This window comes from Erwinia sp. MMLR14_017, assembly GCF_033657285.1.
Lineage (GTDB): Bacteria > Pseudomonadota > Gammaproteobacteria > Enterobacterales > Enterobacteriaceae > Erwinia.
This window is the reverse complement of record NZ_JAWVWP010000001.1, coordinates 95741-116615: the sequence shown is the minus strand read 5'-3', so window position 1 is coordinate 116615 and position 20875 is coordinate 95741. Positions and strand designations below refer to the sequence as shown.

At 50.7% G+C, this 20875-nt stretch carries 21 protein-coding genes; 8 read left to right on the top strand and 13 right to left on the bottom strand.

The window, feature by feature from the left end:
* Positions 1-344 precede the first annotated feature (344 nt).
* Together SD961_RS00560 and soxR are read right to left on the bottom strand one after the other, a co-directional pair.
* The gene (locus SD961_RS00560; protein WP_318788479.1) at positions 345-1007 is read right to left on the bottom strand and encodes a glutathione S-transferase; all 663 of its coding nucleotides are present in this window, start codon (positions 1005-1007) and stop codon (positions 345-347) included.
* A 58-nt stretch (positions 1008-1065) separates the two neighbouring features.
* The gene (gene soxR, locus SD961_RS00555) at positions 1066-1533 is read right to left on the bottom strand and encodes a redox-sensitive transcriptional activator SoxR (RefSeq protein ID WP_318788478.1); all 468 of its coding nucleotides are present in this window, start codon (positions 1531-1533) and stop codon (positions 1066-1068) included.
* A 90-nt stretch (positions 1534-1623) separates the two neighbouring features.
* Between soxR and soxS the strand changes: the two genes are divergently transcribed.
* The gene (soxS, locus tag SD961_RS00550) at positions 1624-2052 is read left to right on the top strand and encodes a superoxide response transcriptional regulator SoxS (RefSeq protein ID WP_318788477.1); all 429 of its coding nucleotides are present in this window, start codon (positions 1624-1626) and stop codon (positions 2050-2052) included.
* Positions 2053-2120: 68 nt separating this feature from the next.
* Here soxS and SD961_RS00545 read toward each other — a convergent pair whose 3' ends face one another.
* Positions 2121-3416 carry a diguanylate cyclase domain-containing protein gene (locus tag SD961_RS00545; RefSeq protein ID WP_318788476.1) on the bottom strand — a complete coding sequence of 432 codons (1296 nt, stop codon included), beginning with the start codon at positions 3414-3416 and terminating at the stop codon, positions 2121-2123.
* 778 nt (positions 3417-4194) lie between these two features.
* Between SD961_RS00545 and SD961_RS00540 the strand changes: the two genes are divergently transcribed.
* Positions 4195-4476 (top strand): YjcB family protein, encoded by a 282-nt coding sequence (locus tag SD961_RS00540; protein ID WP_318788475.1) that lies wholly within the window; start codon positions 4195-4197, stop codon positions 4474-4476.
* A 55-nt stretch (positions 4477-4531) separates the two neighbouring features.
* Here SD961_RS00540 and SD961_RS00535 read toward each other — a convergent pair whose 3' ends face one another.
* A complete protein-coding gene (locus tag SD961_RS00535) occupies positions 4532-5482 on the bottom strand; it encodes an ATP-grasp fold amidoligase family protein (RefSeq protein ID WP_318788474.1) in 951 nt (316 codons plus the stop codon).
* A gap of 8 nt (positions 5483-5490) precedes the next feature.
* Positions 5491-6747, bottom strand: coding sequence for a polysaccharide biosynthesis protein (locus tag SD961_RS00530; RefSeq protein WP_318788917.1), 1257 nt, complete (start codon positions 6745-6747; stop codon positions 5491-5493).
* Positions 6748-7214: 467 nt separating this feature from the next.
* Between SD961_RS00530 and SD961_RS00525 the strand changes: the two genes are divergently transcribed.
* Positions 7215-7682: a transposase gene (locus SD961_RS00525; protein WP_318788473.1), complete on the top strand. Its 468-nt coding sequence runs from the start codon at positions 7215-7217 to the stop codon at positions 7680-7682.
* Positions 7683-8522: 840 nt separating this feature from the next.
* On the opposite strand, the gene SD961_RS00520 is transcribed toward SD961_RS00525, so the two are convergent.
* On the bottom strand, positions 8523-9488 hold the full coding sequence (locus tag SD961_RS00520; RefSeq protein ID WP_318788472.1) for a DMT family transporter: 966 nt from the start codon (positions 9486-9488) through the stop codon (positions 8523-8525).
* Between the two features lie 71 nt (positions 9489-9559).
* Positions 9560-10393 (bottom strand): AraC family transcriptional regulator, encoded by an 834-nt coding sequence (locus tag SD961_RS00515; RefSeq protein ID WP_318788471.1) that lies wholly within the window; start codon positions 10391-10393, stop codon positions 9560-9562.
* 213 nt (positions 10394-10606) lie between these two features.
* Between SD961_RS00515 and SD961_RS00510 the strand changes: the two genes are divergently transcribed.
* Positions 10607-11542, top strand: a complete 936-nt coding sequence (locus SD961_RS00510) for a VirK/YbjX family protein (protein WP_318788470.1) — start codon at positions 10607-10609, stop codon at positions 11540-11542.
* A 28-nt stretch (positions 11543-11570) separates the two neighbouring features.
* Here the strand turns inward: SD961_RS00510 and SD961_RS00505 are convergent, their stop codons facing one another.
* Positions 11571-12008 (bottom strand): DUF3828 domain-containing protein, encoded by a 438-nt coding sequence (locus SD961_RS00505; protein WP_318788469.1) that lies wholly within the window; start codon positions 12006-12008, stop codon positions 11571-11573.
* A gap of 373 nt (positions 12009-12381) precedes the next feature.
* Between SD961_RS00505 and SD961_RS00500 the strand changes: the two genes are divergently transcribed.
* On the top strand, positions 12382-13137 hold the full coding sequence (locus SD961_RS00500) for a YoaK family protein (protein ID WP_318788468.1): 756 nt from the start codon (positions 12382-12384) through the stop codon (positions 13135-13137).
* Here the strand turns inward: SD961_RS00500 and SD961_RS00495 are convergent.
* The 5 genes from SD961_RS00495 to SD961_RS00475 form a co-directional block, all read right to left on the bottom strand.
* A complete protein-coding gene (locus tag SD961_RS00495) occupies positions 13132-14274 on the bottom strand; it encodes an alkene reductase (RefSeq protein ID WP_318788467.1) in 1143 nt (380 codons plus the stop codon). The two genes, SD961_RS00500 and SD961_RS00495, sit on opposite strands and share 6 nt — an antisense overlap.
* Before the next feature lie 210 nt (positions 14275-14484).
* Complete coding sequence (locus tag SD961_RS00490) at positions 14485-15240, bottom strand: alpha/beta hydrolase (protein WP_318788466.1); 756 nt, start codon at positions 15238-15240, stop codon at positions 14485-14487.
* Between the two features lie 122 nt (positions 15241-15362).
* Positions 15363-16043 carry a type 1 glutamine amidotransferase domain-containing protein gene (locus SD961_RS00485; RefSeq protein ID WP_318788465.1) on the bottom strand — a complete coding sequence of 227 codons (681 nt, stop codon included), beginning with the start codon at positions 16041-16043 and terminating at the stop codon, positions 15363-15365.
* A gap of 311 nt (positions 16044-16354) precedes the next feature.
* Positions 16355-17749: an NAD-dependent succinate-semialdehyde dehydrogenase gene (locus SD961_RS00480; RefSeq protein WP_318788916.1), complete on the bottom strand. Its 1395-nt coding sequence runs from the start codon at positions 17747-17749 to the stop codon at positions 16355-16357.
* Positions 17750-17865: 116 nt separating this feature from the next.
* Entirely contained in the window at positions 17866-18678 is an 813-nt protein-coding gene (locus SD961_RS00475; protein ID WP_318788464.1) for a helix-turn-helix transcriptional regulator, read from the bottom strand.
* Positions 18679-18773: 95 nt separating this feature from the next.
* On the opposite strand from SD961_RS00475, the gene SD961_RS00470 reads away from it, so the two are divergent.
* The 3 genes from SD961_RS00470 (at position 18774) to SD961_RS00460 (ending at position 20769) form a co-directional block, all read left to right on the top strand.
* Positions 18774-19895 (top strand): serine hydrolase domain-containing protein, encoded by a 1122-nt coding sequence (locus SD961_RS00470; RefSeq protein WP_318788463.1) that lies wholly within the window; start codon positions 18774-18776, stop codon positions 19893-19895.
* Positions 19896-20117: 222 nt separating this feature from the next.
* The gene (locus SD961_RS00465; RefSeq protein WP_318788462.1) at positions 20118-20462 is read left to right on the top strand and encodes a toxin; all 345 of its coding nucleotides are present in this window, start codon (positions 20118-20120) and stop codon (positions 20460-20462) included.
* Positions 20455-20769, top strand: a complete 315-nt coding sequence (locus tag SD961_RS00460; protein WP_318788461.1) for a helix-turn-helix domain-containing protein — start codon at positions 20455-20457, stop codon at positions 20767-20769. The genes SD961_RS00465 and SD961_RS00460 overlap by 8 nt, the downstream gene beginning before the upstream one ends.
* The last annotated feature ends 106 nt before the right edge of the window (positions 20770-20875 follow it).

Genomic DNA, 20875 nt, shown 5'->3' with positions numbered 1-20875 from the left:
TGAAGCAGACCTCGTTCAACGTTTTACCATCCCAGGACACTCTGTTCACAGACCGTAAAAAACCCATTCAGGGGCGACGGTTGGAAAAAAGGCAAACGTTTACTACGCCACGCAAAAGGCTAACATTTAAAGGCAAACGATTATCCAGCGTTTATTACTGCATTTTCAACTCTTGTTTGCGCCTGTTTTTACACAAACTCTGAGCCAGCTCCTTGCGGATTTATTCCGCTGCAAAGTCCGGAAACTCTACCCATCTGCCCTGCCGCCTCGTAATAGTGATTTCTTATAGGTAAAGGGGCCGGAAGGGATGCTGAAACGCTGGATGCCTTCAGGGGAAAAAAAATTCAGCTAAGTTTCACTTCTCCACCCTTTTGCAGGGCACGCTGCCAGGCTGCGCGGCTCTGCACTTTTGCCAGCCAGGCCTGAATGGCGGGAGAGGTCGCCGCGCCGCCACGGGCGCTCAGCGCCTGAAGGGGAAAGCTCATCTGCACATCGGCAATGCTGAAATGCGCACCGGCAAACCATTCGTGACGGCTCAGGTGCTGTTCAATAAAGTCTCTGTGCGTCGCCAGTTGTTTATCCAGATAAGCTTTCTGTACGCCCTTGCCAAAAGCGTTGCCAACGGGCCGTAACAGCCACGGCACCGGGGGCTGCCCCATCCGGCTGAAGATCAACTTCATCACCAGCAACGGCATAAGTGAGCCTTCGGCATAGTGCAGCCAGTAGCGAGACTGCAGGCGTGCTTCCTCATCCAAAAGTTTCAGCCTGTTTTCTGCGTCATATCGCTCAGCAAGGTACTCAAGGATCGCACCAGACTCCGCAATAACCCGATTATCGTCGGTGATAACCGGAGATTTACCCAGCGGATGCACTTTTTTTAACGCCTCCGGCGCCAGCATGGTGGCTTCCCGCTGGTAAAGCTTAATCTGATAAGGGAGTTCTAACTCTTCCAGCATCCAGAGCACACGCTGCGAGCGGGAGTTATTAAGATGGTGAACAGTAATCATGCGCTAACCTTGTGTTAAACGAAGTGTTAGCAGTATAGACCCCGCTCAGGCGTGGGGCTTATTCCTGTTCAGGCTCCAGCAGAATAGCACCGGTGCCCTGCGCGCCTAACTGATCGTTGGGGTTACGCAACGGGCAATCCTGCATGGAGAGACAGCCGCAGCCGATGCAGCCATCCAGATCGTCACGCAGCCGGGTCAGGGTTTCAATTCGCCGGTCCAGCTCTTCGCGCCACTTTTCCGTCAGCACTTTCCACTCTTTAGGCGACATCCGGTGTCCGACCGGAAGCTGCATCAGATGATCGCCAATCGTCGCCAGCGGAATACCAATGCGCTGCGCAATTTTCACGATCGCCACCCGACGAAGCACATCACGGTGATAACGTCGCTGATTGCCGGCATTACGGAAGCTGCTGATTAATCCTTTGCTTTCATAGAAGTGCAGTGCAGAAACGGCCACACCACAGCGCTGGGCGACATCGCCTGGGGTCAGCTCCCGCTTGTTGGGGCAATTGCGATTTATTTTCATTCAGGCCTTTACCTCAAGTTAACTTGAGGAATTATACTCAGCAACCATTGAGAAGACGAACCGAAATTTCTCACCAGGGAGAAGAGCAGTATGCATGACGACATCATTCACACCCTTACCGACTGGATTGAAGGCAATCTCGATAAAACGTTGTCGATTGACGAAGTGGCTGCCAAATCGGGCTATTCAAAATGGCATTTACAGCGGATGTTTCGTACCGTCACTAAACAGACGCTGGGCAACTATATCCGTGAGCGCCGCCTGACGCTGGCGGCTGAAGCGTTACGCCAGACGCAGCGCCCGGTATTTGATATCGCCATGCAGTATGGTTACGACTCACAACAGACCTTCTCCCGTGTGTTTCGCCGTCAGTTTTCGCAGACCCCCACGGCTTACCGCCACACGATGCGTCGCCAGTCGTTGATCCGCCCTTCTGGTTATCGCTTCGATTGCAGCGATTTCGCCACGCATGCCTGTGCCAAAGTGGCCGATAAAACGATCACGCCTGCTTGCAACTGAAGAGAGCCAGCCGCCCCCTTGCTACAGCAATTCATGGTTATAAAGGGGGTGGTCCCTGCAATAACCGTTCAGGCCCGGCGGCTGTTCTGTGATGCGGCCTGCGGGTCCTGGCCCCAAAATGAGGGGGAGAAATACCAGCCGCCGCCCAGCTCTTTGATGTGGTACATCGCCGCATCCGCCCTGGCCAGCAGCGCCTCTCCGGAAGGATGATCTCTGGCCAGCGCCACGCCAATACTCAGGGACTGCGCTACCATTTTGCCGTTCCCTAACTGAATTGGCTCCCGCATCGCCTCTATGATATGTTCCGCCACTCTTGCCGCCTGTTCGCCACTTTCGATTCTGGTCAGCAAGACGGCAAACTCATCGCCTCCCAGTCGGGCAACCATATCTCCCTTGCGTAAATTATCGCGCAGGCGTTGCGCGGTTTCTGCCAGTACGTTATCTCCGGCGGCATGGCCATGGGTATCGTTCACCTCTTTAAAACGATCGCCATCAATAAACAGCACCGCCAGTTTGTTCGCCATCAGGGGATCGCTACTCAGCTTTTTCAGTTCCAGTTCAAAAGCCTTTCGGTTGGGTAAGCCGGTCAGCGCATCATGCAATACCTGATGCGCCAGCGAATCATTTTCACGCTGCAAGTGATGCTGCCATTCAGTAAGCTCATCCAGCAGGCTGTTGAAATCTCCGCTCAGCTTATTCAGCTCTGCAATAGAGGAAGAAGGAACCCGCATCAAGAAGGCGCGACGTATCCGAACATCGTGAGCCACAGAGGCAATATTCAGCAGGCCGCTAAGGATGCCGGCATGCATCCGGTTTGACAGCCAGAAGGCGAGAATAGCGGTAATCAGCAGGCTGCCGCTCAGCCATTTCAACGCCTGGCTGAGATAGTGCATCACCCGGCTGGCATCCCCCGTCAGCCACACTTCGCCGACCTGCTGTCGGGAATGCATAATGGGCACGCTGACCGGCTGTGGGAAAAGCCAGTGCGTCACCAGCTCTCCCGCGCCTTCAGCGTGACGGGTGCCGGGCACAGGCCAGTTGACCAGCACTCTTTTATTGGCATCAAGAACCCTGGCATGACCGAACTCTGCTGTTGCCGCAATTTGCCGGACAATATCGCTGGCGGTGGCACTGTCGCCTGCTAACACCGCAGGCTCCAGGCTGTAGCCCAGCGTAGTGGCGACCAGTTGCAGGTTATTTTCTGCGTAATTGCGCAGCGCAAACAGCGACAGCACCGACAGCGAGACCCCGCTGAACATCAGCGACACGACAATGATCGCCAGATAGATCCGTTGCAGAGATTTGCGCAGCGTCGGCAACGGCTTTTTGCCCGTTGCTACAGCTGGTTCAGAATAGTCAGGCATGCCTTCTCCCTCGCCTGAATGGCGGTGAATGAGCGTTGAGTTAAAAACACAAAAGCTCCTTTCTGTTTTTATTGCCCGCTGCTGACTACTAAAGCCGTTATTCAGTGAGCTAATCTTCAGGCAAAGCCTGTCCGTCCCGGAAAATGCAAAGGGATGAGAGGTAAGGATTTTGAGTATGAAAAAGCCTACAGCCCACAGGCGGGTTGCACAACGTTTAGCAGGTCGGATTCATCCCAAAGAGGAAATTTGACTTAATCCTGAAATAAAAGAAGCTTAAAACGTCACGCAAATTAGCTATCGACTAAATTGCGGGTTATCTCCTCAACCGCCAGTAAGAAAATACAAAGGGGCAAAGTAAAAATAATAAGCCAGACGTTTGCTTAACAGAATTAATTGTCATTTCCCGTCTCAAAAATCAGCTTCCCTCCGGCTCCGCTAATAATATTTTTAATAACGAAAGCGCTTCTCTCGAGCATACAGCGTGCTGGCGGGCACTGTTCGGGAGCGATGCCACAGTAATAAATTAACTATTCACGATTTAAGGAATAATTATGTAAACCTCAGGAAATAAAAGCTTATTTAGCGCCGCAACAAAAAACTACCATACCAGGGCTAAATTTTATTCAAATTTTAAAATCGAGTGATATAATGTGACAGTCGTCACACTTCTAAGCCCCTTTGTGTCTGCTCAGATGAAAAGTAACCTGGCAATTTTTCGTCTGAACTGGTGATGACACGGCCTTTTGTCAGGGCAGTCTTACCTGGAGTATATACAGATATGGGTACCTTAACCGCTAGCCTGGTATTGATGAGATGGGAACTGGTTAGTGCAGTAATGATGTTTTTCGCCAGCACCTTTAACGTGAAGTGCCGTAAAACCAGCCGTAACGGCATCGCTTTCATTTTTACTGGTGTAGGGATCGGCATGTCATGCTGGTTCGTTACAGGGCTGTTAGGCATCACGTTGAGTATGGAGAATCTGCACAACTTCTGGCACATCACTAAAGATGTGTTCATCGACGTCATGAGCCACACCCCTTCTGATTATCCTATGCCCTGAAAACAAGCGAGCCGCTTTCTCCTGGAGAAACGGCTCGTTAGTCCGATCGGGTCATTCAGATTTTTTTAAGCGCTACCGGCAGCGGCGTTACGTCAGAAGTCGCGGGCAGATTTGTCGCCTTCTTTTCCTGCAGCCACATATCACCCATCATTTTATCCAGACCCATATCAAGTCCTGTTACCATGCCAGCACCCGGCGTAAAGGTAAGCTCACCAAAGTAAATTTGCCCTTCACTGATGTACCAGTCTACCCGTACATAGTCAAAATCACTTGCCAGCTCCTTACTGAGCGCCAGCGCCTTTTCCAGCGTTTCTCTGTCGCCGCTGATATCCAACCCCGTGTCACGGATTTTGTAGAAGCACTGCTGCAAGCTGTTTACGTAGAAGTTCATAGAGAGTGGCGCATTACCGCAGCGGTTGTAGATAATCTGCAGAACGTACTCAAAATTGCCATCTTTCTTGTTGAACATGTGGAATTTATAATCTACAGCGGCAAGTTTACCGTCGCCCACATACTCCTCCACTACGATCCGCGGCTTAATATAGCGGTAATGGATCTCACGGGAATGGTGTGAGAAATCGCGGCTCAGCCACTCTTCACAGCGTTTAACCAACAGCTGTTTCTGAATACAGTCCGGCTCTTCCAGCAATATTTCTACCATACCAGAACCATGGTTCGGTTTAATTACGGTATTTTTAAGGGATTTAAGACCCAGCAGCGTGATCGGATCTGCCGTTTCATGCAGCATGGGAATTAAATACTGTTCACCAATTGTTTTTGCTATGTAGTCACGCACCAGAATTTTATCCGATAGGTTGCCATATCGAACATGGTCGCCGGTAACAAATTTCCTATACAGAATTTTCTCATTAAATAATTTTGGCTGGTGTATGTTAGGCAACCGCTTAAATTTGTGAAAATAATGAATTCTGTCCTGATAGGACCAAGGCATTTTTTTGAGCAGGTATAAGACGCCTTTTCTCAATTCTGCTTTGAGTTTTAACATTTTTTACCTCATTTGTAGGTTTTGTAGTTGAGCGAGGAAAGCTGTATTTTAAGAATGACGCCATTCTTAAAGAGATAATTCATTACCGTCAGGGAGAGCAACTCTGTAACCAGTACGCTCCAGGCAGCCCCTGTTAATCCCCAGAAACGGATGAAGAACCAGTTAGTCACTACGCTAATTACCACCAGTAAAACAATCTTAACCAGCAGATAATTAAAACCACCTTCTTTCACCATATAGCGATAAGCTACTGTTCCCATTGCCGAAAAACAGGTGGCCAGTGACAATAACGTAACGAGGTTTCCCGATTGTGTGTAGTCATGCCCATAAAGGGTAATGATGATCTTTTCGCCAAACAGCGCGACGACAAGAAGCATCAAAAATGAAACTGCCATAACATAGCCATTCAGCCTTGCGGCCAGTTTTACTGCCACATCCGCGCGCTCCCTGAAAATCTCAGAAAAACAGGATGTAATAATCGCCACCGGAATAAAGATCCATGAGGCAGAAATCGTATTGGCGGCGGTAAAAAGCCCCAGGTCGTGCGCTGACCCCACCCCCACCAGGAAAAATTGCGCCAGCTTCACCTGTATCGAAATAAACACGCTGGATATAGCCAGCGGTAAGCCCGCATGCAGCAGATAACGCAGATAGCTCCTGTGCTTGCGTTTAGGTGGTGAGCTGATGCTATTTGCCTGATAGAAGCGGCTACGCTTGATAACATATGGCACCAGCGTGACGGCTACTATAGAGAACGAAAGCAGCATAGGGCTCAGCTTGAACCACGCCACCAGAAAACTAATAGCAAAGCTGATGAGCATACCGGTGGCATTGGCAACCGTATTCATCCGTGATTCCAGCCGGGCGTTGTTATATACGCTGAAAATATCCTGGGTAACAAACATCGCAGAGAGAAACGATGCGATAGCGAAAACCAGGAAGTCTTCCCGCATTTCCAGCCAGACATAAATTAATACCGGCATGGACAACAGTAACAACAGAACCATCCGCAGCTGTTTGGCAACCGCCATCAGCCGTATTCCTTTAGCCGCACTTTTGCTGATACTTTTAAACAGAATGGTTTCAGTACCGAAAATGGCAATAGTCTGAACAATTGAAAAAATTGAAGCAGAAAATGCTATTTGCCCGAATATCGAAGGCCCAAAGGATTTTGCGACATAAGATGTGACAAATATCACACCGAATACGGAAACAACCTTTTCCGACATCATCCAGATGGCGTTTGACATAGCGCTGTGTTTCATCGAAGCATCCTTTGTAAAACTAACCACTTGTTGCAATAACTCAGACATCCATGTTGAAAACGAAAAAGTAATACGCTCAATAAACCTGGCGATAAAATTGGACCTGGAATTTATAATACGGATTAATCCTAATCCGCGCTTATTCAAAAGCGTTCGTTTTTCACATCTTCATCACTGAAAACTGTATTGAAATTCTCCGAAGATAAATCCTGAAGGGTTTTCCCTAAGCCACTTTTGGCGCTAATTATCATGGCACAGATTTTACCGCTTACATGCTGGAGTATTCTGAATTACCCGCTGGTCTTGCTCATGACATGAGACGAATTTATATCAAAAAGCTGCATATCGAAAGCTAACTCGGGGCTTTGGAAATAAAATAGGAGAAATCCCATGATGATATTTCTTCATAATCACTTAACTTAATCGTTGCCATTCAAATCGCGCACTTACACCGGCTGCCCTAATTTATGGAATTATCAGATCCATTCATTATTGCAGTCATTCTCATCACATTATTGTTAAGAAAGGGAAGAGCATTTATGAGAAAGTCACGATATACAGAAGAGCAAATCACCAGCGCCATTAAAGCATCTGAATGTGGTGTAAAGGTCAAAGAGATTTGCGATGAACTGGGCATCTCTGAAGCGACGTTTTACAGCTGGAAGAAAAAATTCGCTGGACTCTCTTCTGAGGAAGGAAGGAAAATCAAGGATTTAGAAGAGAAAGTTCATAACATGGAGCGTGAGTTACAGACGCTGTCCTCGGATAAAGAGATGCTGCAAAGCGTTCTGAAAAACTTCTTTACTACCAATGACAAACGTCAGGCAGTTAATTATCTGCAGGATACTTTTGATATCGGAACCCGCCGCAGTTGCCGTTTGTTGGATATAAGCCGCAGTGTTTATCACTATCCCTACAATGTAGAAAATCATTAATTGAGATCTACCGCACATTTCATTATTAATTGCAGGACCAAATTAAAATATTTACAATGCTAATTGAAAAGTACGAACCCATTTCAGGGAGACGCTTTTTTGTGATGAGTTAGTTGTCATTATCGTCCCCTAACGAACTGTTCATTTATTCATCGCCAGCTAAAAACCTTTTAACTTCAAGTGCTTCTGAGCGCATTTATCTTTGAATCCAAAGATAAATGCGCCTTTCATGACATTAACCCTTCTAACGAAAAGCGTGAAAAACAACCATACTACTTTAAATTCCGTAAACTTTTTCTTTTTATCAATGGTTCATGAATTTGATCCTTCTGGCGAATTTTCACTCTTTCTGCTACCTCCCGTCCCAGCCAGAAAGCCCGTATTGCGGCGGCCGTCAGGGATAGAGCCCTGACTTTGCTACCATAAATTAAGTAGAGATACTTATGCATAGCCTTATTTATGGTTAAAAAATAGCCAAAAGAGAAACCCTAACCTGGGTATTTCTAATGTTTTAGACGAATCTATAGCGCATTCCTGACCTTTGCCGGGCCAGATTATTTGAGTTAAGTGTGGTTTTACTTTACAGAAAGCGTCTCAAAAAATGCAATTTTGCCATTAAGTAGTCGCTGTTGACTGTCCAAAAATAGCGCTAATATCATTAGCGATTATTCTTATAGCAGAACAATTACTTACTGTGCCAGGCAGAAAGAGTCTGTATGCAGGCCCTGAGCGGCTCGGCATAGTCTTAAAAACACGCCTTGCATCACAGTTCCTTCAAAATAACGGCGGTCTTTGCGGCCAGCCAGGAGAAAAGGAGCCGGTCAACTTATCAGCATAAATTTATTTATCAGTAACGACTTTAATGATGACGGGTTCAGGTTTAATGTGCGTGGCGACAACTACCCCCGCAATCAGAAAGAGGATCCCGCAGAGAGTCAGCAGAGGCGGCCAGCTCTGGCGAATAAGAAAGGTATAAGCCAGCCCGGCAAGGATTTCGAACACGATCAGCGGCCCCACCAGCACGGTAGGCAGTCGTTGGCTCGCTTCATTCCAGCATAATGCCCCCAGCCAGGAACAAAACAGCCCAATCGCTATCATTAAAGGCACAAAGCGCCCCGGATGCGGCCCAAAAGGCAGCGGGAAATCGGGCTGAGTTATCTGCAATTGCAGACTCACTAACAGATAGCCCGCTATCGCCAGCGGCAGGGTAGCAATGCCCTGCGCCGTTGCCCAGGTGCTCGCCTTTTTCTCCGGATGCTCCCGCAGCCAGCGAGCGTTGCGTAGCGGATACCATGTCCAGCAGATCATCGCCATTACGGCCAGCGCAATGCCGCTGAGATAGTGCCACAGATCGGTCTGAGGGCCGCTTCCCGCTAACTCTGCGATATTGACGCACACCAGGCCGCCCGCAATCAATATCAGAGCCGGCGTCAGCTTACGCCAGGACAATCTGCCTTCATGATGCCCATAAAGCAGGTTGGCGCTGACGGATATCACCACCGGCAGCGTGCCAATAATCATTGTTGAAACCGGGGCGCCAGTGCGCTGGATAGCGTTCGCCAGAAAGGTGTAATAAAGAAGGTTACCGACCAGGGCCAGTTTAAATGCTTCATTCCAGTCGCTGCGCTTAAGCTGGCGCAGACGTTTCCAGTCACGCCAGGCAAGCGGCAGTGCGATCAGGCCAAATGCGAGATAACGGGCGACAGACTGCAACGCTCCGGGATAATCAGGCACCAGTAAAGGGCCAACAAAAATTAAGCCCCACATCATCCCGGCAGCCAGAGCAAACAATACACCTGCAAACATAGAAACCTGCTTTTCAACAAAAGAGAGGCACATTGTCGATATGGGGAGAGTAAAAAGCTTGTAGCAAATTGCTATCGCCTGCTGGCGTTGACCTGCTTCTGATAACGCGCGGGGGTAATGCCATAGCGGCCGGCAAAAGTTTTTGTCAGATGGGCCTGGTCGCTTAGCCCTACCATTACCGCCACGTTCGCCGCAGGGATCCCTTGTGCAAGCAGCGTTTTGGCATGGTAAAGACGAAACGCCATAAGCATCTGGTGGGGAGTCACATGGAAATGCGCTTTGAACTGACGCTGGAAATGGTAAGGACTGAGCGAAACCAGACTGGCAAGGTCAGCAAGAGAATGGGTGTCGGCCAGATTTTCGCGAAGAGAGGCTTTAACCAGATCGAAACGGTGTTGGGCTTCAGCAGGTGCTTTTTCCGCAATGCGGGCATGAGGACGGAGAAGTTCAGTCAGCGAAAGCAGCAAGCTGTCCCGCGCCAGCGGATCGGGCGCTTGCCATAACGCAGCCAGCAAACCAGAGAGCTGTTTCGCCCGCTGCGGATCAAACCGCACTGCGTCAGTAAACCACCAGCCCTGCTCGCCTGTTAACGCTTCAAGCTGCTGTGGCTCGATATAAATCATCCGATATTGCCACCCCTCTTCCGCAGCCGATTCACCGGTATGCAGTTCGTCCGGATTCATCAATACCAGCGATTGAGCAGGGGCAAGATGCTGAACCCCGCGATAACGGAAACGTTCGGCGCCCGCCACAATCGTGCCGATGCCAAAAGCTTCATGCGTGTGCGGTTCAAAGGCATAGCGGGAGATATGGGCATGATAAAGCTCCACGCCAGGCAAGCCTGCAAGGTGGCGAAACTGGGCGCGATCTTTTTCATCGCTGAACTGCGCTGGCACACCCTGCACTTGACTCTCCGTCAGAGAATAAAGAAAGGATAAGCTTACGACGTTTACACAGGGCGATCCATTTTTGCCGTTTGCCCGGCTGATTTGCCTTAATTCTTCCGCAAGATAAACGGCTACTCAACGTCCGGGAATTTTCTTAAGTCGAACAGAGATGTTTACCAAATGTTGAGCGTCAGGGTGGTTGACTGTGGTTTTCCCTCTGGATAAGCCGCTATGTCTGATACCACTTTAGTTCCCCACCAGGAAACGAACCTGACCTTTTTTCTCTCCCTGATCACCGGAAAATTCAAGCCAGGAAAATTGTGGTATGACCGCGAATATCGCATCAAATATCTGTTCCGTTCCCTTGCCGTGCCGGCCACGACGTGGAAGATAGTGAAAGCAATTACCCGGGAACCGGTGATGCGCGATATTCTGCCCATTCAACATACGCTGCCCAGTAAAATACACCGCCCTTACCTTTACAGCGGCATGCCGTTAGCCGATCGCGCTGACGCGATTATCAACCACTATCGCTATGTGAAAAATTTGCCCGTACCGCGCCTTCGTCAGGCTATGCTCACCAGCCAGGGCGTGGAATTAATCACGTTCGCGGGAAAGAGTGGCGAGACGTTTACCATTACGCTGGCCTGCACCGGTCGTTGTGAAAGAGAAGGGGAAGTCAATCTGCTGTTCCGGCGTGAAGGGATCCAGCTGGCGATGCTGACCTTTGCGGTCACGGAAAGTCAGGGCAAAAAAGTGGCGATGATTGGGGGCATTCAGGGCGCTCACCGGGATACGCCGCACGAGCTGATCCGCGAAGCGACCAAAGCCTGTTACGGGGTATTCCCAAAACGTTTGCTGATGGAGACGCTGAGCCTGATTTGTACCGCCACCGGCATTGAAAAAATCGAAGCGGTCAGCGACAACGGGCATATCTTCCGCAGCCTGCGTTACCGGCTAAAAAAACGCCAGCTGTTCCACGCCAGTTACAATGAATTCTGGCAGACGCTAAACGCGCAGCCGCTTTCAGACAAACTCTACGCCCTGCCGCTCAGCTTCCCGCGTAAGCCGCTGGAAGAGATAGCCAGTAAAAAACGGTCGGAATACCGTAAACGTTATGAGCTGCTGGAGGCCATACGGAAGCAGTTCAGTGAGGCGATTGCCTGAAGCGGGGGAAATAGCCCTGCTAAACGGGCTACTTATTCTCTTTTTCGACGTCGTCGATTCGCCAGCCTGCCGCCTCTTTATGTAAGGTGATCAGCAGAAGCTGTTGATCGGCAGGATCGTCGCCCAGCGTCACGTCTCCGGTCGCGGTAGTGCCATTCAGGGTAAAATGCCCCACCTCAACATGATCTACCCAGCTGTCGCTGTAGTCCTGATCCTGGAGAAAATAGTCGTCATCCATGCCGTCCGGGCTTTTGATCAGCACGTTGATCTTCTGAAGAAGCCGTGGGGTCACAAAGCTGTTGAGTTCAGGATCGTGTTCATCGATCGGACTTTCGTCTTTACTTAAGGCCGTTAAGTACCAGCTGTAAAAATTTCTGCTGGTCGCTTCGGGATCGCTGTTCTGTTCCGCCGCCGTTACCTGCCAAGCCAACAGGGCCATCACTGACGCCAGTAACCATTTTTTCATCTAATGCCATCTCTACCCGGAAAGTTCGGAACGCTCAGCTAATTTACCCTTTCACGCTGCGCTTTGAGCAGAAATTCGCTTTTTATTTAGTAACTTTTTATACGGTATGTGCCTGCGGCACCTTCATGGATCATATTTTGCTCAGCCCTGCCCGCCAGCGGCAGGCCTCAGGAAAAGCAACATGGCCGGAAAGGGCCGAAAACTGACAATAATTGAGATAAACAGCAGCAAACGGACATTACTTATTTTCATTAACAAATAATACGGCTTTCCGGCAACCTGTTTTCCTGACGGGCCACTTTTTTCACTACAATCAGGTTTTGCGGGCAACGGCTTAATTTTGCCTGTGTAATCAGAACGCCGGGGAGAAAAGATGCAACAGATGTTGATAAAGAGTAAGCGAAGCAGAACGCATCTTGAAGATCGCCATTTAGCTCTGGTGCTCGCTACCGCAGCTGGCCTGCTGAACGCGATGGCGCTGGGCGCGTTCGGCTTTTTCCCCTCGCATATGTCGGGTAACACCTCGCAAATCTCAACGGAAGTTTCTTCATCTGATTTAAGCGATCTGCTGATCCTGGCGGCCATCATTGTCGCGTTTGTTGCCGGTTCGGTCACTTCGCGCCTGTTGGTTATCAGCGGGATAAAAAATAGTATCAGGACTATTTTCAGCCTGATTTTGTTGCTGGAGGGCGTGGCGCTGATCCTGTTATCGCTGTTTGAGCAGTTCTTCTACTCTTCCAGCCATAATAACGAAATGATAGTGCTGCTGGGATTCCTGATGGGCATTCACAACGCCACCTCTACCCAGCTCTCTAATGGCCGTGTCCGATCCACGCATATTACCGGCACGTTAACTGACGCGGGCATAGCCATGGGGTCCGTATTAAGCGCGCTGATGCGCCGCGACTTCTCGAAAGATTTAAAGGCACAGCGCAGCCAGCTTTTCACCCACCTGGTGACGATTTTTTCGTTCCTGGCGGGTGGGGTTTGCGGCCTGCTGCTGTTTAAGTACTTTGGCTTTACCGCCATGATCGCCGTCGGCGTGTTTCTGGCGCTGGTGTCGTTAAGTTCCATCGCGCTTACGCTGCTGATGGCAAAAAAACGTCCCCTGAAGCCGGGGGTTTTATGAGGTCTTCAGAAGATCTTCCTGATAAACCGGGTAATCCGTAAATCCTTCACTTGTCCCACCATAAAGCGTGGCGGCATGATGATTGTTAAGTGGCCAGCCTTTGGCGATGCGTTCAGGCAGATCGGGATTAGCGATAAAGGGTCGACCAAAGGCAATCAGATCGGCCAGATTCTCCTCAACCAGCCTGGCGCCCCGCTCCGCCGTGTAACGACCGGCATAAATAATACGCCCGCTGAACACAGCCCGGATTTCGCGGCGAAAAGCGTCAGGCAGATCCGGGGCATTTTCCCAGTCCGCTTCAGCTATAGAAACATATGACACGCCAGCGCTTTCGAGTATTTTCACCGCTTCCACATAGGTTTTATGGGGGTCTTTCTCAACCAGCCCGATATAGACACGATCTTCATCGGTGCTGGTAAACAGCGGCGTAAAACGGACGCCCAGACGTTCTGGCCCTATGGCGTCACTGATAGCCTGAACGATTTCACGCAGGAACCTCAGTCTGTTTTCAACAGAGCCGCCATATTCATCGGTACGCTGGTTGGCATGCTCCGAAATAAACTGATTAACCAGATACCCATTTGCAGCATGAATTTCCACGCCGTCGAAACCTGCACTGAGGGCATTTTTTGCCGCCTGCGCATAGAGGCCGACAAGGCTTTTAATCTCTGAGTGAGTCAGTTCTCGTGGCGCAGAAGGCGCGACCAGTGTCCCTGTATTCGGCCCGGTTTCGATAAACGCTTTTACTTTTTCGGCCATAATGGCAGAAGGCGCTACGGGCGCTCCCCCTTCTGGCTGCAAAGCGGAATGAGAGACGCGTCCCACATGCCAGAGTTGTGCAAAAATGATCCCTCCTTCGGCATGTACCGCACGGGTGACTTTTTGCCAGCCCTCAATCTGCTGCTGGCTGTAAATACCCGGTGTCCAGGCATAACCCTGACCACGAGGCTCGATTTGCGTCCCTTCGCTGATCATAAACCCTGCGCTGGCGCGCTGGCGATAATACTCCGCCATGAGATCGGTGGGCACATTACCTGGCTGGGCGCTTCTCTGCCGCGTAAGAGGCGGAAAGACAATCCGGTTCTTAAGCGTATAGGGGCCAAGGCTGGTGGTATCGAACAAAGCTTTATGATTCATGTCGTTTTCCAAAATTATCATCGAAAGGATGGCCAGAGGTAAAATCTGCCGTTTGCGTTTTAACGCCTGTTCCGCAAGCTGCCTGATAGAGTGAACAGGATTTGAGTGACCGGTCGTAACGCGCAACTATTGATTAGACCGGTCGTCTAAGATCTGAGCAAATCGCTGTTCTTTGTAACAAGAGCCACTCCGGGTGTGATTACCTTACGATTACTGCGATAAACTTTTTGCCGCTTTCTCAATCAGGGCGGCGACTTTTTCCGGCTGTGAGGCGTAAATGGCGTGACTACCTTTCAGCTCCGTAACGGTGCTGTGCGCACGCTGTGCCATAAAGCGCTCCAGCTCAGGATTGATGGCGCGATCCTGCGTGGAGACCACCGCCCAGCTCGGTTTGGTTTTCCATGCCGGTGCGCCTGCCGGTGTGTTAAAGGCCGCCGCGGCCGTCATAACCTGAGAGCGCGCCATAAAGTCAGCCTCTTTTGCCGGTAAGTCGGCAGCAAAGTCTGCGTGGAAATTTTCAGGTTTCAGATAGAGATAGTGATCGGTGGTTTCGGTAATCCCCTTGCTGGCTGGCGGATTTTTGCTGGCAAGGTTCAGTAACGACTCGCCTTTCTCTGGCTGGAAGGCCGCCACATACACCAGGCCCGCCACCGACGGGTCATTTCCCGCGTCGCTGATGATCATGCCGCCGTAGCTGTGGCCCACCAGCAGCGTTTTTCCTTTCTGTAATGCCAGAACGCGGCGGGTCGCGGCAACATCATCAGCCAGAGAGGTTTCCGGCTCCTGCACCACGGAAACGTTATAGCCCTCTTTGCCCAGAATACGCGCCACCGGTAACCAGCCAGAGCCGTCAGCAAAAGCACCATGCACCAGAACTACGTTTTTCACCGGTTCAGCCATTGAAGCCTGAGCAAAGGTGGAGAGGATCAAACTTAATGCCAGGGAGGTAAATGATTTTTTAAACATGATTTTTCTCGCAAATGTCAGTGACGCCGCCCCGGCTTACTGGCCGGCAGAGGCGCGTTCACGTATGAAAAAGGGTTTGAAGAGGAGGCTTGCCATCAGGGCCGCCTCCTCACCGCTGAGAGTTATTCAGCCAGCTGCTTAAGAAGCTGTGCCGCCGTGGCCGCAGAAGAGGTCGGGTTCTGACCGGTGATCAGCAGGCCGTCTCTGACAACATACGAACTCCAGTCCGCGCCTTTGGAGTAGATGCCACCTTTGGCAATCAGTTCGTCTTCCACCAGGAAAGGCACAATCCGGGTCAGGCCGACCGCTTCCTCTTCGGTATTGGTGAAGCCGGTTACTTTTTTGCCCTGAACCAGCGGCGCGCCTTCAGGCGTTTTGACGTGGCGAAGCACGCCGGGCGCATGACAAACCAGCGCGACGTTTTTGTTTGCCGCCAGGAAGGCCTCGATTAATGCGATAGAGTGCTTATCTTCCGCAAGATCCCACAGTGGGCCGTGACCACCGGGATAAAAGACCGCGTCGTAATCTGCCTGCGACACGCTGTCCAGGCGAACCGTTTCGGCGAGCTGCGCAATGGCGTCGGCATCTGCCTCAAACCGGTGTGTCTGCTCGGTGCGGAAATCAGGCTCGTTGCTTTTTGGATCTAACGGCGGGTTGCCCCCTTTTGGCGAAGCCAGCGTGACTTCTGCGCCCGCATCTTTAAAGGCGTAGTAAGGCGCTGCCAGCTCTTCGAGCCAGAAACCTGTTTTGCGTCCGGTATCACCCAGTTGATCGTGTGAGGTCAGAACCATAAGAATTTTCATTTGTGACTCCTGCAATATAGTATTTAAGGTTTGATTAGACCGGTCGTCTATTAACAAGGTAAAAAAACAGCCCGGCCTGGTTAAATAATTTCTGTAAGAACTCTTTTACTTTTCAGTTCAACACCGGCCTGCACTCTTGCTTACTTCCGGTTGATGTCTCTAAGCTACCATCCATTAGACTGGTCGTCTACAAGTAATTTGCTTCTTTTTTATCTCTTGCTTAACTCGCCAACATTCAGAGAAAGGTCAACCCAATGATATCAGTCTTTTCAAAGGGTTGCCTCAGGTGCTTTTTTAAGCCCGGCATAAAATCAATCGATCGTTTTTGCCCAGACGGCCTGTGCGTTAGTGAATTCACGTAACCCAAAGTGGGAAAGCTCGCGGCCATAGCCGCTCTTCTTCACGCCGCCCACAGGTATCCGGGCGTTAGTGGCAGAAAATCCATTGATAAAGACCCCACCCGTTTCCAGCCGACGTGCGATACGCTGCGCTCGTGTTAAGTCACTGGTCCAGAGATTGCCGCCTAAACCATAATCGCTGGTATTAGCCAGCAGAATGGCATGCTCCACATTGTCGGCAATAGTGATAGCGGCCACCGGGCCAAACGTTTCTTCATCAAATGCAGCCATACCCGGAGTGACATTACCCAATACGGTAGGCTCATAAAAATTACCGCTTCCCTCTATTTTCTTACCGCCCAGAAGCAGCGTTGCTCCGGCTGCAAGGGTACGTTCTACTTGCTGATGCAGTTCCTCCCGCAGATCTTTCCGCGCCATTGGCCCAACGTTAGTAAGCGGGTCAAGCGGGTCGCCAATCTTCAGTTGCCTGACGGCTGCGATAAATTTCTGCGTGAACTCTTCAGCTACAGGCTTTTCCAGAATAAAACGCTTGGCTGCCAGACAGACCTGGCCTGCATTCTGGAATCGCGCTTCCACAGCCGCCTTCACGGCCAGCTCAATATTCGCATCAGCAAGCACAATAAACGCGTCTGAACCACCCAGTTCCAGCAGGCTCTTTTTCAGCGCCTTGCCAGCGATTGACGCCACGGCAGAACCTGCACGCATACTTCCGGTCAACGTCACGGCTGCTACGCGGTCATCTTCTATAACCCGTGCCACGGTGTCGTTATCAGTAATAAGATTTGCAAAGAGTCCTGCCGGGAAGCCTGCGCTCTCATAGGCGTCCTGTAAGGCATAAGCCGAGCCCATAACATTCGGCGCATGCTTAAGAATAAAGCCGTTGCCTGAAAGCATAATCGGCCCTGAGGCGCGGATCACCTGCCACAGCGGAAAGTTCCAGGGCATAACGGCCAGAATGGAGCCAACGGGCAGATAGGAGACATGCACCCGATCGTCATTCTCAACAGAGACAGGTTCATCAGCGAGGATAGCCGGGCCGTTATCAGCAATCCAGTCAAGGGTAGCAGCACATTTTTCTACTTCCCCACGGGCGGCGGCCAGCGTTTTTCCCATTTCGGCGGTAATGATCCCCGCCAGGCTTTCTGTGCGTTCACGCAAAATTGCCGACAGGCGACGATAAGCGACGACGCGTTCAGACATTGGAGTGGCACGCCACAGACGAAAAGCCGCGTTATTTTCCACCAGCAGGCTTTCTATTTGCTCAGCGGTCTGGAATGCATAGGTCGCTATCAATTCATCAGTCGCGGGATTACGTGAAGTCGCGACGCTGACGGCAGGGGTAGTCATTGGAATCGGTTGAGATGACATGATGTTGCCTCCGGGTGGTTTAAGAGAGCACGTTGTGTGCTGCTGTGAATCCACTTTAGGCGGGTCAGATCATCCCTGGAAGGCGTCTTGTTATCCTATGACTCGCTGTCACTGGCAACGTGTCGTGGAATATAGGTCACCAGAGAAAGGTCGGGACGCCCCTCTGGCGTTAAGGCGACATAGGTAAATTCAATATGTCCCGAGGTAGGATGTAAAAGCCGCTTGCTGCCCTCGCCCATGCCTTTCACTTCCGTATCCTGCCACCACTCCTGGAATTCCGGGCTTTGTTCAGAAAGCTCCTGAATAAGGTTGTCGAATGGCGCTTTATTCTGCGCATGCGCCCGTGAAGCGCGGAACACAGAGATCATCCCTCTCGCCATTTGCTCCCAATCCAGGATCAGCGTGCGGTAGGGCCGGTACAGAAACAGCAGGCGCAACGTATTGCGTTCATGGGGTTGCAGCGAGCCATAATCGATAAACAGCTCTGCAATAGCATCATTCCAGGCAAGAATATCAAGCCGGGTATTGCGGATATAGGCCGGGATGGGGTCGATAGCACGAACCAGACTCTCCAGCCCTTCGCTGACGCCATCATCAACCGTACGGGGCAGAGGCTCTTCACGGGGTGAAAGGGCAAAAAGATGGGAAGACTCAATTCTGTCGAGCCTGAGGACTTTGGCTATACGCTGCAGGGCATCGGCGGAGGGCTTGATCTCTCTGCCCTGCTCCAGCCAGGTATACCAACTCACGCTGACGCCAGCCAGTACCGCCACTTCTTCACGCCGTAAACCTGGCGTACGGCGCGTGCCTGCGGGCATGCCAAATTCCTGCGGGTTCAGACGCGCCCGTCGGCTTACGAGGAAAGCGCCCAGTTCACGACGCTGTTCCGGGGAGGTTTTTTTTACCATGCAACGTGTTATCCCTTAGCTTAATCATTGATGAGAGCTATCTTTCTCTGTGCGCATCGCCTGAAAAATCTTATCGCAAAAAGGAAAGGGTTAACATGGCCTCCCCGGAAATCCAACTGAAAGAGTTGCTTCAACAGCTAACCCTGAAAGATTTTCCAGCTATTTCAGTGGCTGTTGGTAAAGGTCACCACAGAGTCTGGCAGGCCTCGGCAGGCTATTGCGATCTTCAACATCCTATAAAAATCACCCCCGATACCGGTTTTGGCATCGGCAGCATTACCAAGGTTTTTGTTGCGGTAATCATTCTTCAGTTAACTGAAGAAGGTCTTCTCTCGCTTGATCTGCCGCTGTCACGCTGGTTAGAGAAAAGCTTTTTGTCAGGGATCGCTAACGCAGAAACCGCCACTGTCAGGCAACTGCTGTCACACTATGCCGGAATACCGAGCTGGGAAAATCAGCCCGCATGGATTTGTGCTGCCCGTGGTAAAGGGATGGAACCAGAAAAGCGATGGTCGCCCGCGGAAACGATTGAGTATATTCGCGGGAAAGAGCCATTATGCCGTCCGGGTGAACAATTTAATTATTCCAATACTAACTTCACGCTGCTGGGATTATTAATCGAACGGGTCACACAGAATACTTTTGAAACAGAATTATACAGAAGGATTATCGGGCCGCTTGCGTTAGAGAATACCTGTTTAACAGGCGCTGCATTTTCTGCGCCTTTAAAAATAGCCAACCAATATCACCATGCCGACAACAGTTTTATAAAAAATGCCGGACTTTCCCCCTGGTTTAAGCCAGCGAATAATAATCTTGTCGACGTTTCTGCCAGTAACCTCTCGGTAGAATGGGCGGTGGGAGGCATAATTTCAACGGCGCAGGATCTTATCAGTTTTATTCTGGCATTGAAAAATGGCAGGTTGCTGAATGCCCAAAGCAGGCAGGAAATGCAGCACTGGATGCCAGCCGACAGCGCAAGTATGGGATTGAGTCTGTTCAGAGCGGAGACAAATTACGGCAGAGCAACAGGACATGGCGGCAACGTATTGGGCTTCAGTGCCTGCGCATGGTGGTATGAAAAAACGGATTGTGCCGTCGTCATACTGACAAACCTGGGTTCAATGCATGCCGATCCAGAGGCCAACTGCGCAAGTAAGTTATTCAGGGAATCAGAAATTGGCAGGCTGGCGCAGGAGATATGCGCACTGAATTAAAACTAAAGCTCTGGCGGTTACCGCGCCGATGCCCGATGAGTGTCCGATATTTGATTTACTACATTGATGCGCCGCTTATGAGTCATGCACAGACTGACCCGAAGTGCTGGCTGGTGCCGAATAAAGTGAGGGTGCAATCAGACATAAAATCCGGGCATATTAATCGTTGAAGTATCCCCATACGGGGGATAAACTATCTCATAGTTGGGGATAGGTGACATCATGCGCGCGACATTTATTGAGCTTTCCAGCTTCCAGAAATACCGGGCTGAATATCTGAATGATGATCAGTTCAGGCTGTTTCAGAACATGTTGCTGGCCGCCCCTGAAAAGGGCGATGTGATCCCTGATACAGGCGGGCTACGTAAAGTTCGTTTCAGGGATGAGCGCCGGAACAAGGGCGCAAGGGGCGGGATCAGGATTATCTATTACTGGACGAATGAAAAAGGCCAGTTCATCCTGTTTACCATCTACGATAAAGATCAGCGTGACGATCTGACCAAACAGCAGCGTGATGCCCTGGCGGACGCGCTGAATGTGATTAAAAAGGGGCTGAGACATGACTAAACGCGATATTTTCAGTGAACTGATGGCGGGTATGCAGGAGCTTAAAGATCATCAGGATGGTAAGATCACGCTCAAAAGCTACAAGGTCAGCAAGCGCGCGCCCATCACCATTGCACCGCAGGAGCTGCGCAACGTGCGCGAAAAACTCAACCTGTCACAGGCCGTTTTTGCCCACTATCTTCACACGGGCGAAACCACATACCAAAACTGGGAGCAGGGAAGAGCCAGACCTAACCCACAGGCCGTTTTGCTGATCCGCATGGTAGAGCAGAACCCTGAAACCCTGCATACCCTCGCCCAGCTCTGATGCGCCCGTGACTGAACAAACCGCGCTAAATGACCTGGTTTTTCTTTATATTCCCCGCACGCTCTGGAGAGCAGCCCCTGGAGGATAAAGCCGATGCTGCCGCACC

Bases quoted from the DNA above. Each gene is read 5' to 3' on its own strand.
- soxR (WP_318788478.1), bottom strand. From the start codon at position 1,533: ATGAAAATAAATCGCAATTGCCCCAACAAGCGGGAGCTGACCCCAGGC.
- SD961_RS00510 (WP_318788470.1), top strand. From the start codon at position 10,607: ATGTCTGATACCACTTTAGTTCCCCACCAGGAAACGAACCTGACCTTT.
- SD961_RS00485 (WP_318788465.1), bottom strand. From the start codon at position 16,043: ATGAAAATTCTTATGGTTCTGACCTCACACGATCAACTGGGTGATACC.
- SD961_RS00465 (WP_318788462.1), top strand. From the start codon at position 20,118: ATGCGCGCGACATTTATTGAGCTTTCCAGCTTCCAGAAATACCGGGCT.
- SD961_RS00535 (WP_318788474.1), bottom strand. From the start codon at position 5,482: ATGTTAAAACTCAAAGCAGAATTGAGAAAAGGCGTCTTATACCTGCTC.
- soxS (WP_318788477.1), top strand. From the start codon at position 1,624: ATGCATGACGACATCATTCACACCCTTACCGACTGGATTGAAGGCAAT.
- SD961_RS00530 (WP_318788917.1), bottom strand. From the start codon at position 6,747: ATGAAACACAGCGCTATGTCAAACGCCATCTGGATGATGTCGGAAAAG.
- SD961_RS00505 (WP_318788469.1), bottom strand. From the start codon at position 12,008: ATGAAAAAATGGTTACTGGCGTCAGTGATGGCCCTGTTGGCTTGGCAG.
- SD961_RS00540 (WP_318788475.1), top strand. From the start codon at position 4,195: ATGGGTACCTTAACCGCTAGCCTGGTATTGATGAGATGGGAACTGGTT.
- SD961_RS00545 (WP_318788476.1), bottom strand. From the start codon at position 3,416: ATGCCTGACTATTCTGAACCAGCTGTAGCAACGGGCAAAAAGCCGTTG.
- SD961_RS00480 (WP_318788916.1), bottom strand. From the start codon at position 17,749: ATGACTACCCCTGCCGTCAGCGTCGCGACTTCACGTAATCCCGCGACT.
- SD961_RS00490 (WP_318788466.1), bottom strand. From the start codon at position 15,240: ATGTTTAAAAAATCATTTACCTCCCTGGCATTAAGTTTGATCCTCTCC.
- SD961_RS00520 (WP_318788472.1), bottom strand. From the start codon at position 9,488: ATGTTTGCAGGTGTATTGTTTGCTCTGGCTGCCGGGATGATGTGGGGC.
- SD961_RS00475 (WP_318788464.1), bottom strand. From the start codon at position 18,678: ATGGTAAAAAAAACCTCCCCGGAACAGCGTCGTGAACTGGGCGCTTTC.
- SD961_RS00470 (WP_318788463.1), top strand. From the start codon at position 18,774: ATGGCCTCCCCGGAAATCCAACTGAAAGAGTTGCTTCAACAGCTAACC.
- SD961_RS00525 (WP_318788473.1), top strand. From the start codon at position 7,215: ATGGAATTATCAGATCCATTCATTATTGCAGTCATTCTCATCACATTA.
- SD961_RS00500 (WP_318788468.1), top strand. From the start codon at position 12,382: ATGCAACAGATGTTGATAAAGAGTAAGCGAAGCAGAACGCATCTTGAA.
- SD961_RS00560 (WP_318788479.1), bottom strand. From the start codon at position 1,007: ATGATTACTGTTCACCATCTTAATAACTCCCGCTCGCAGCGTGTGCTC.
- SD961_RS00460 (WP_318788461.1), top strand. From the start codon at position 20,455: ATGACTAAACGCGATATTTTCAGTGAACTGATGGCGGGTATGCAGGAG.
- SD961_RS00495 (WP_318788467.1), bottom strand. From the start codon at position 14,274: ATGAATCATAAAGCTTTGTTCGATACCACCAGCCTTGGCCCCTATACG.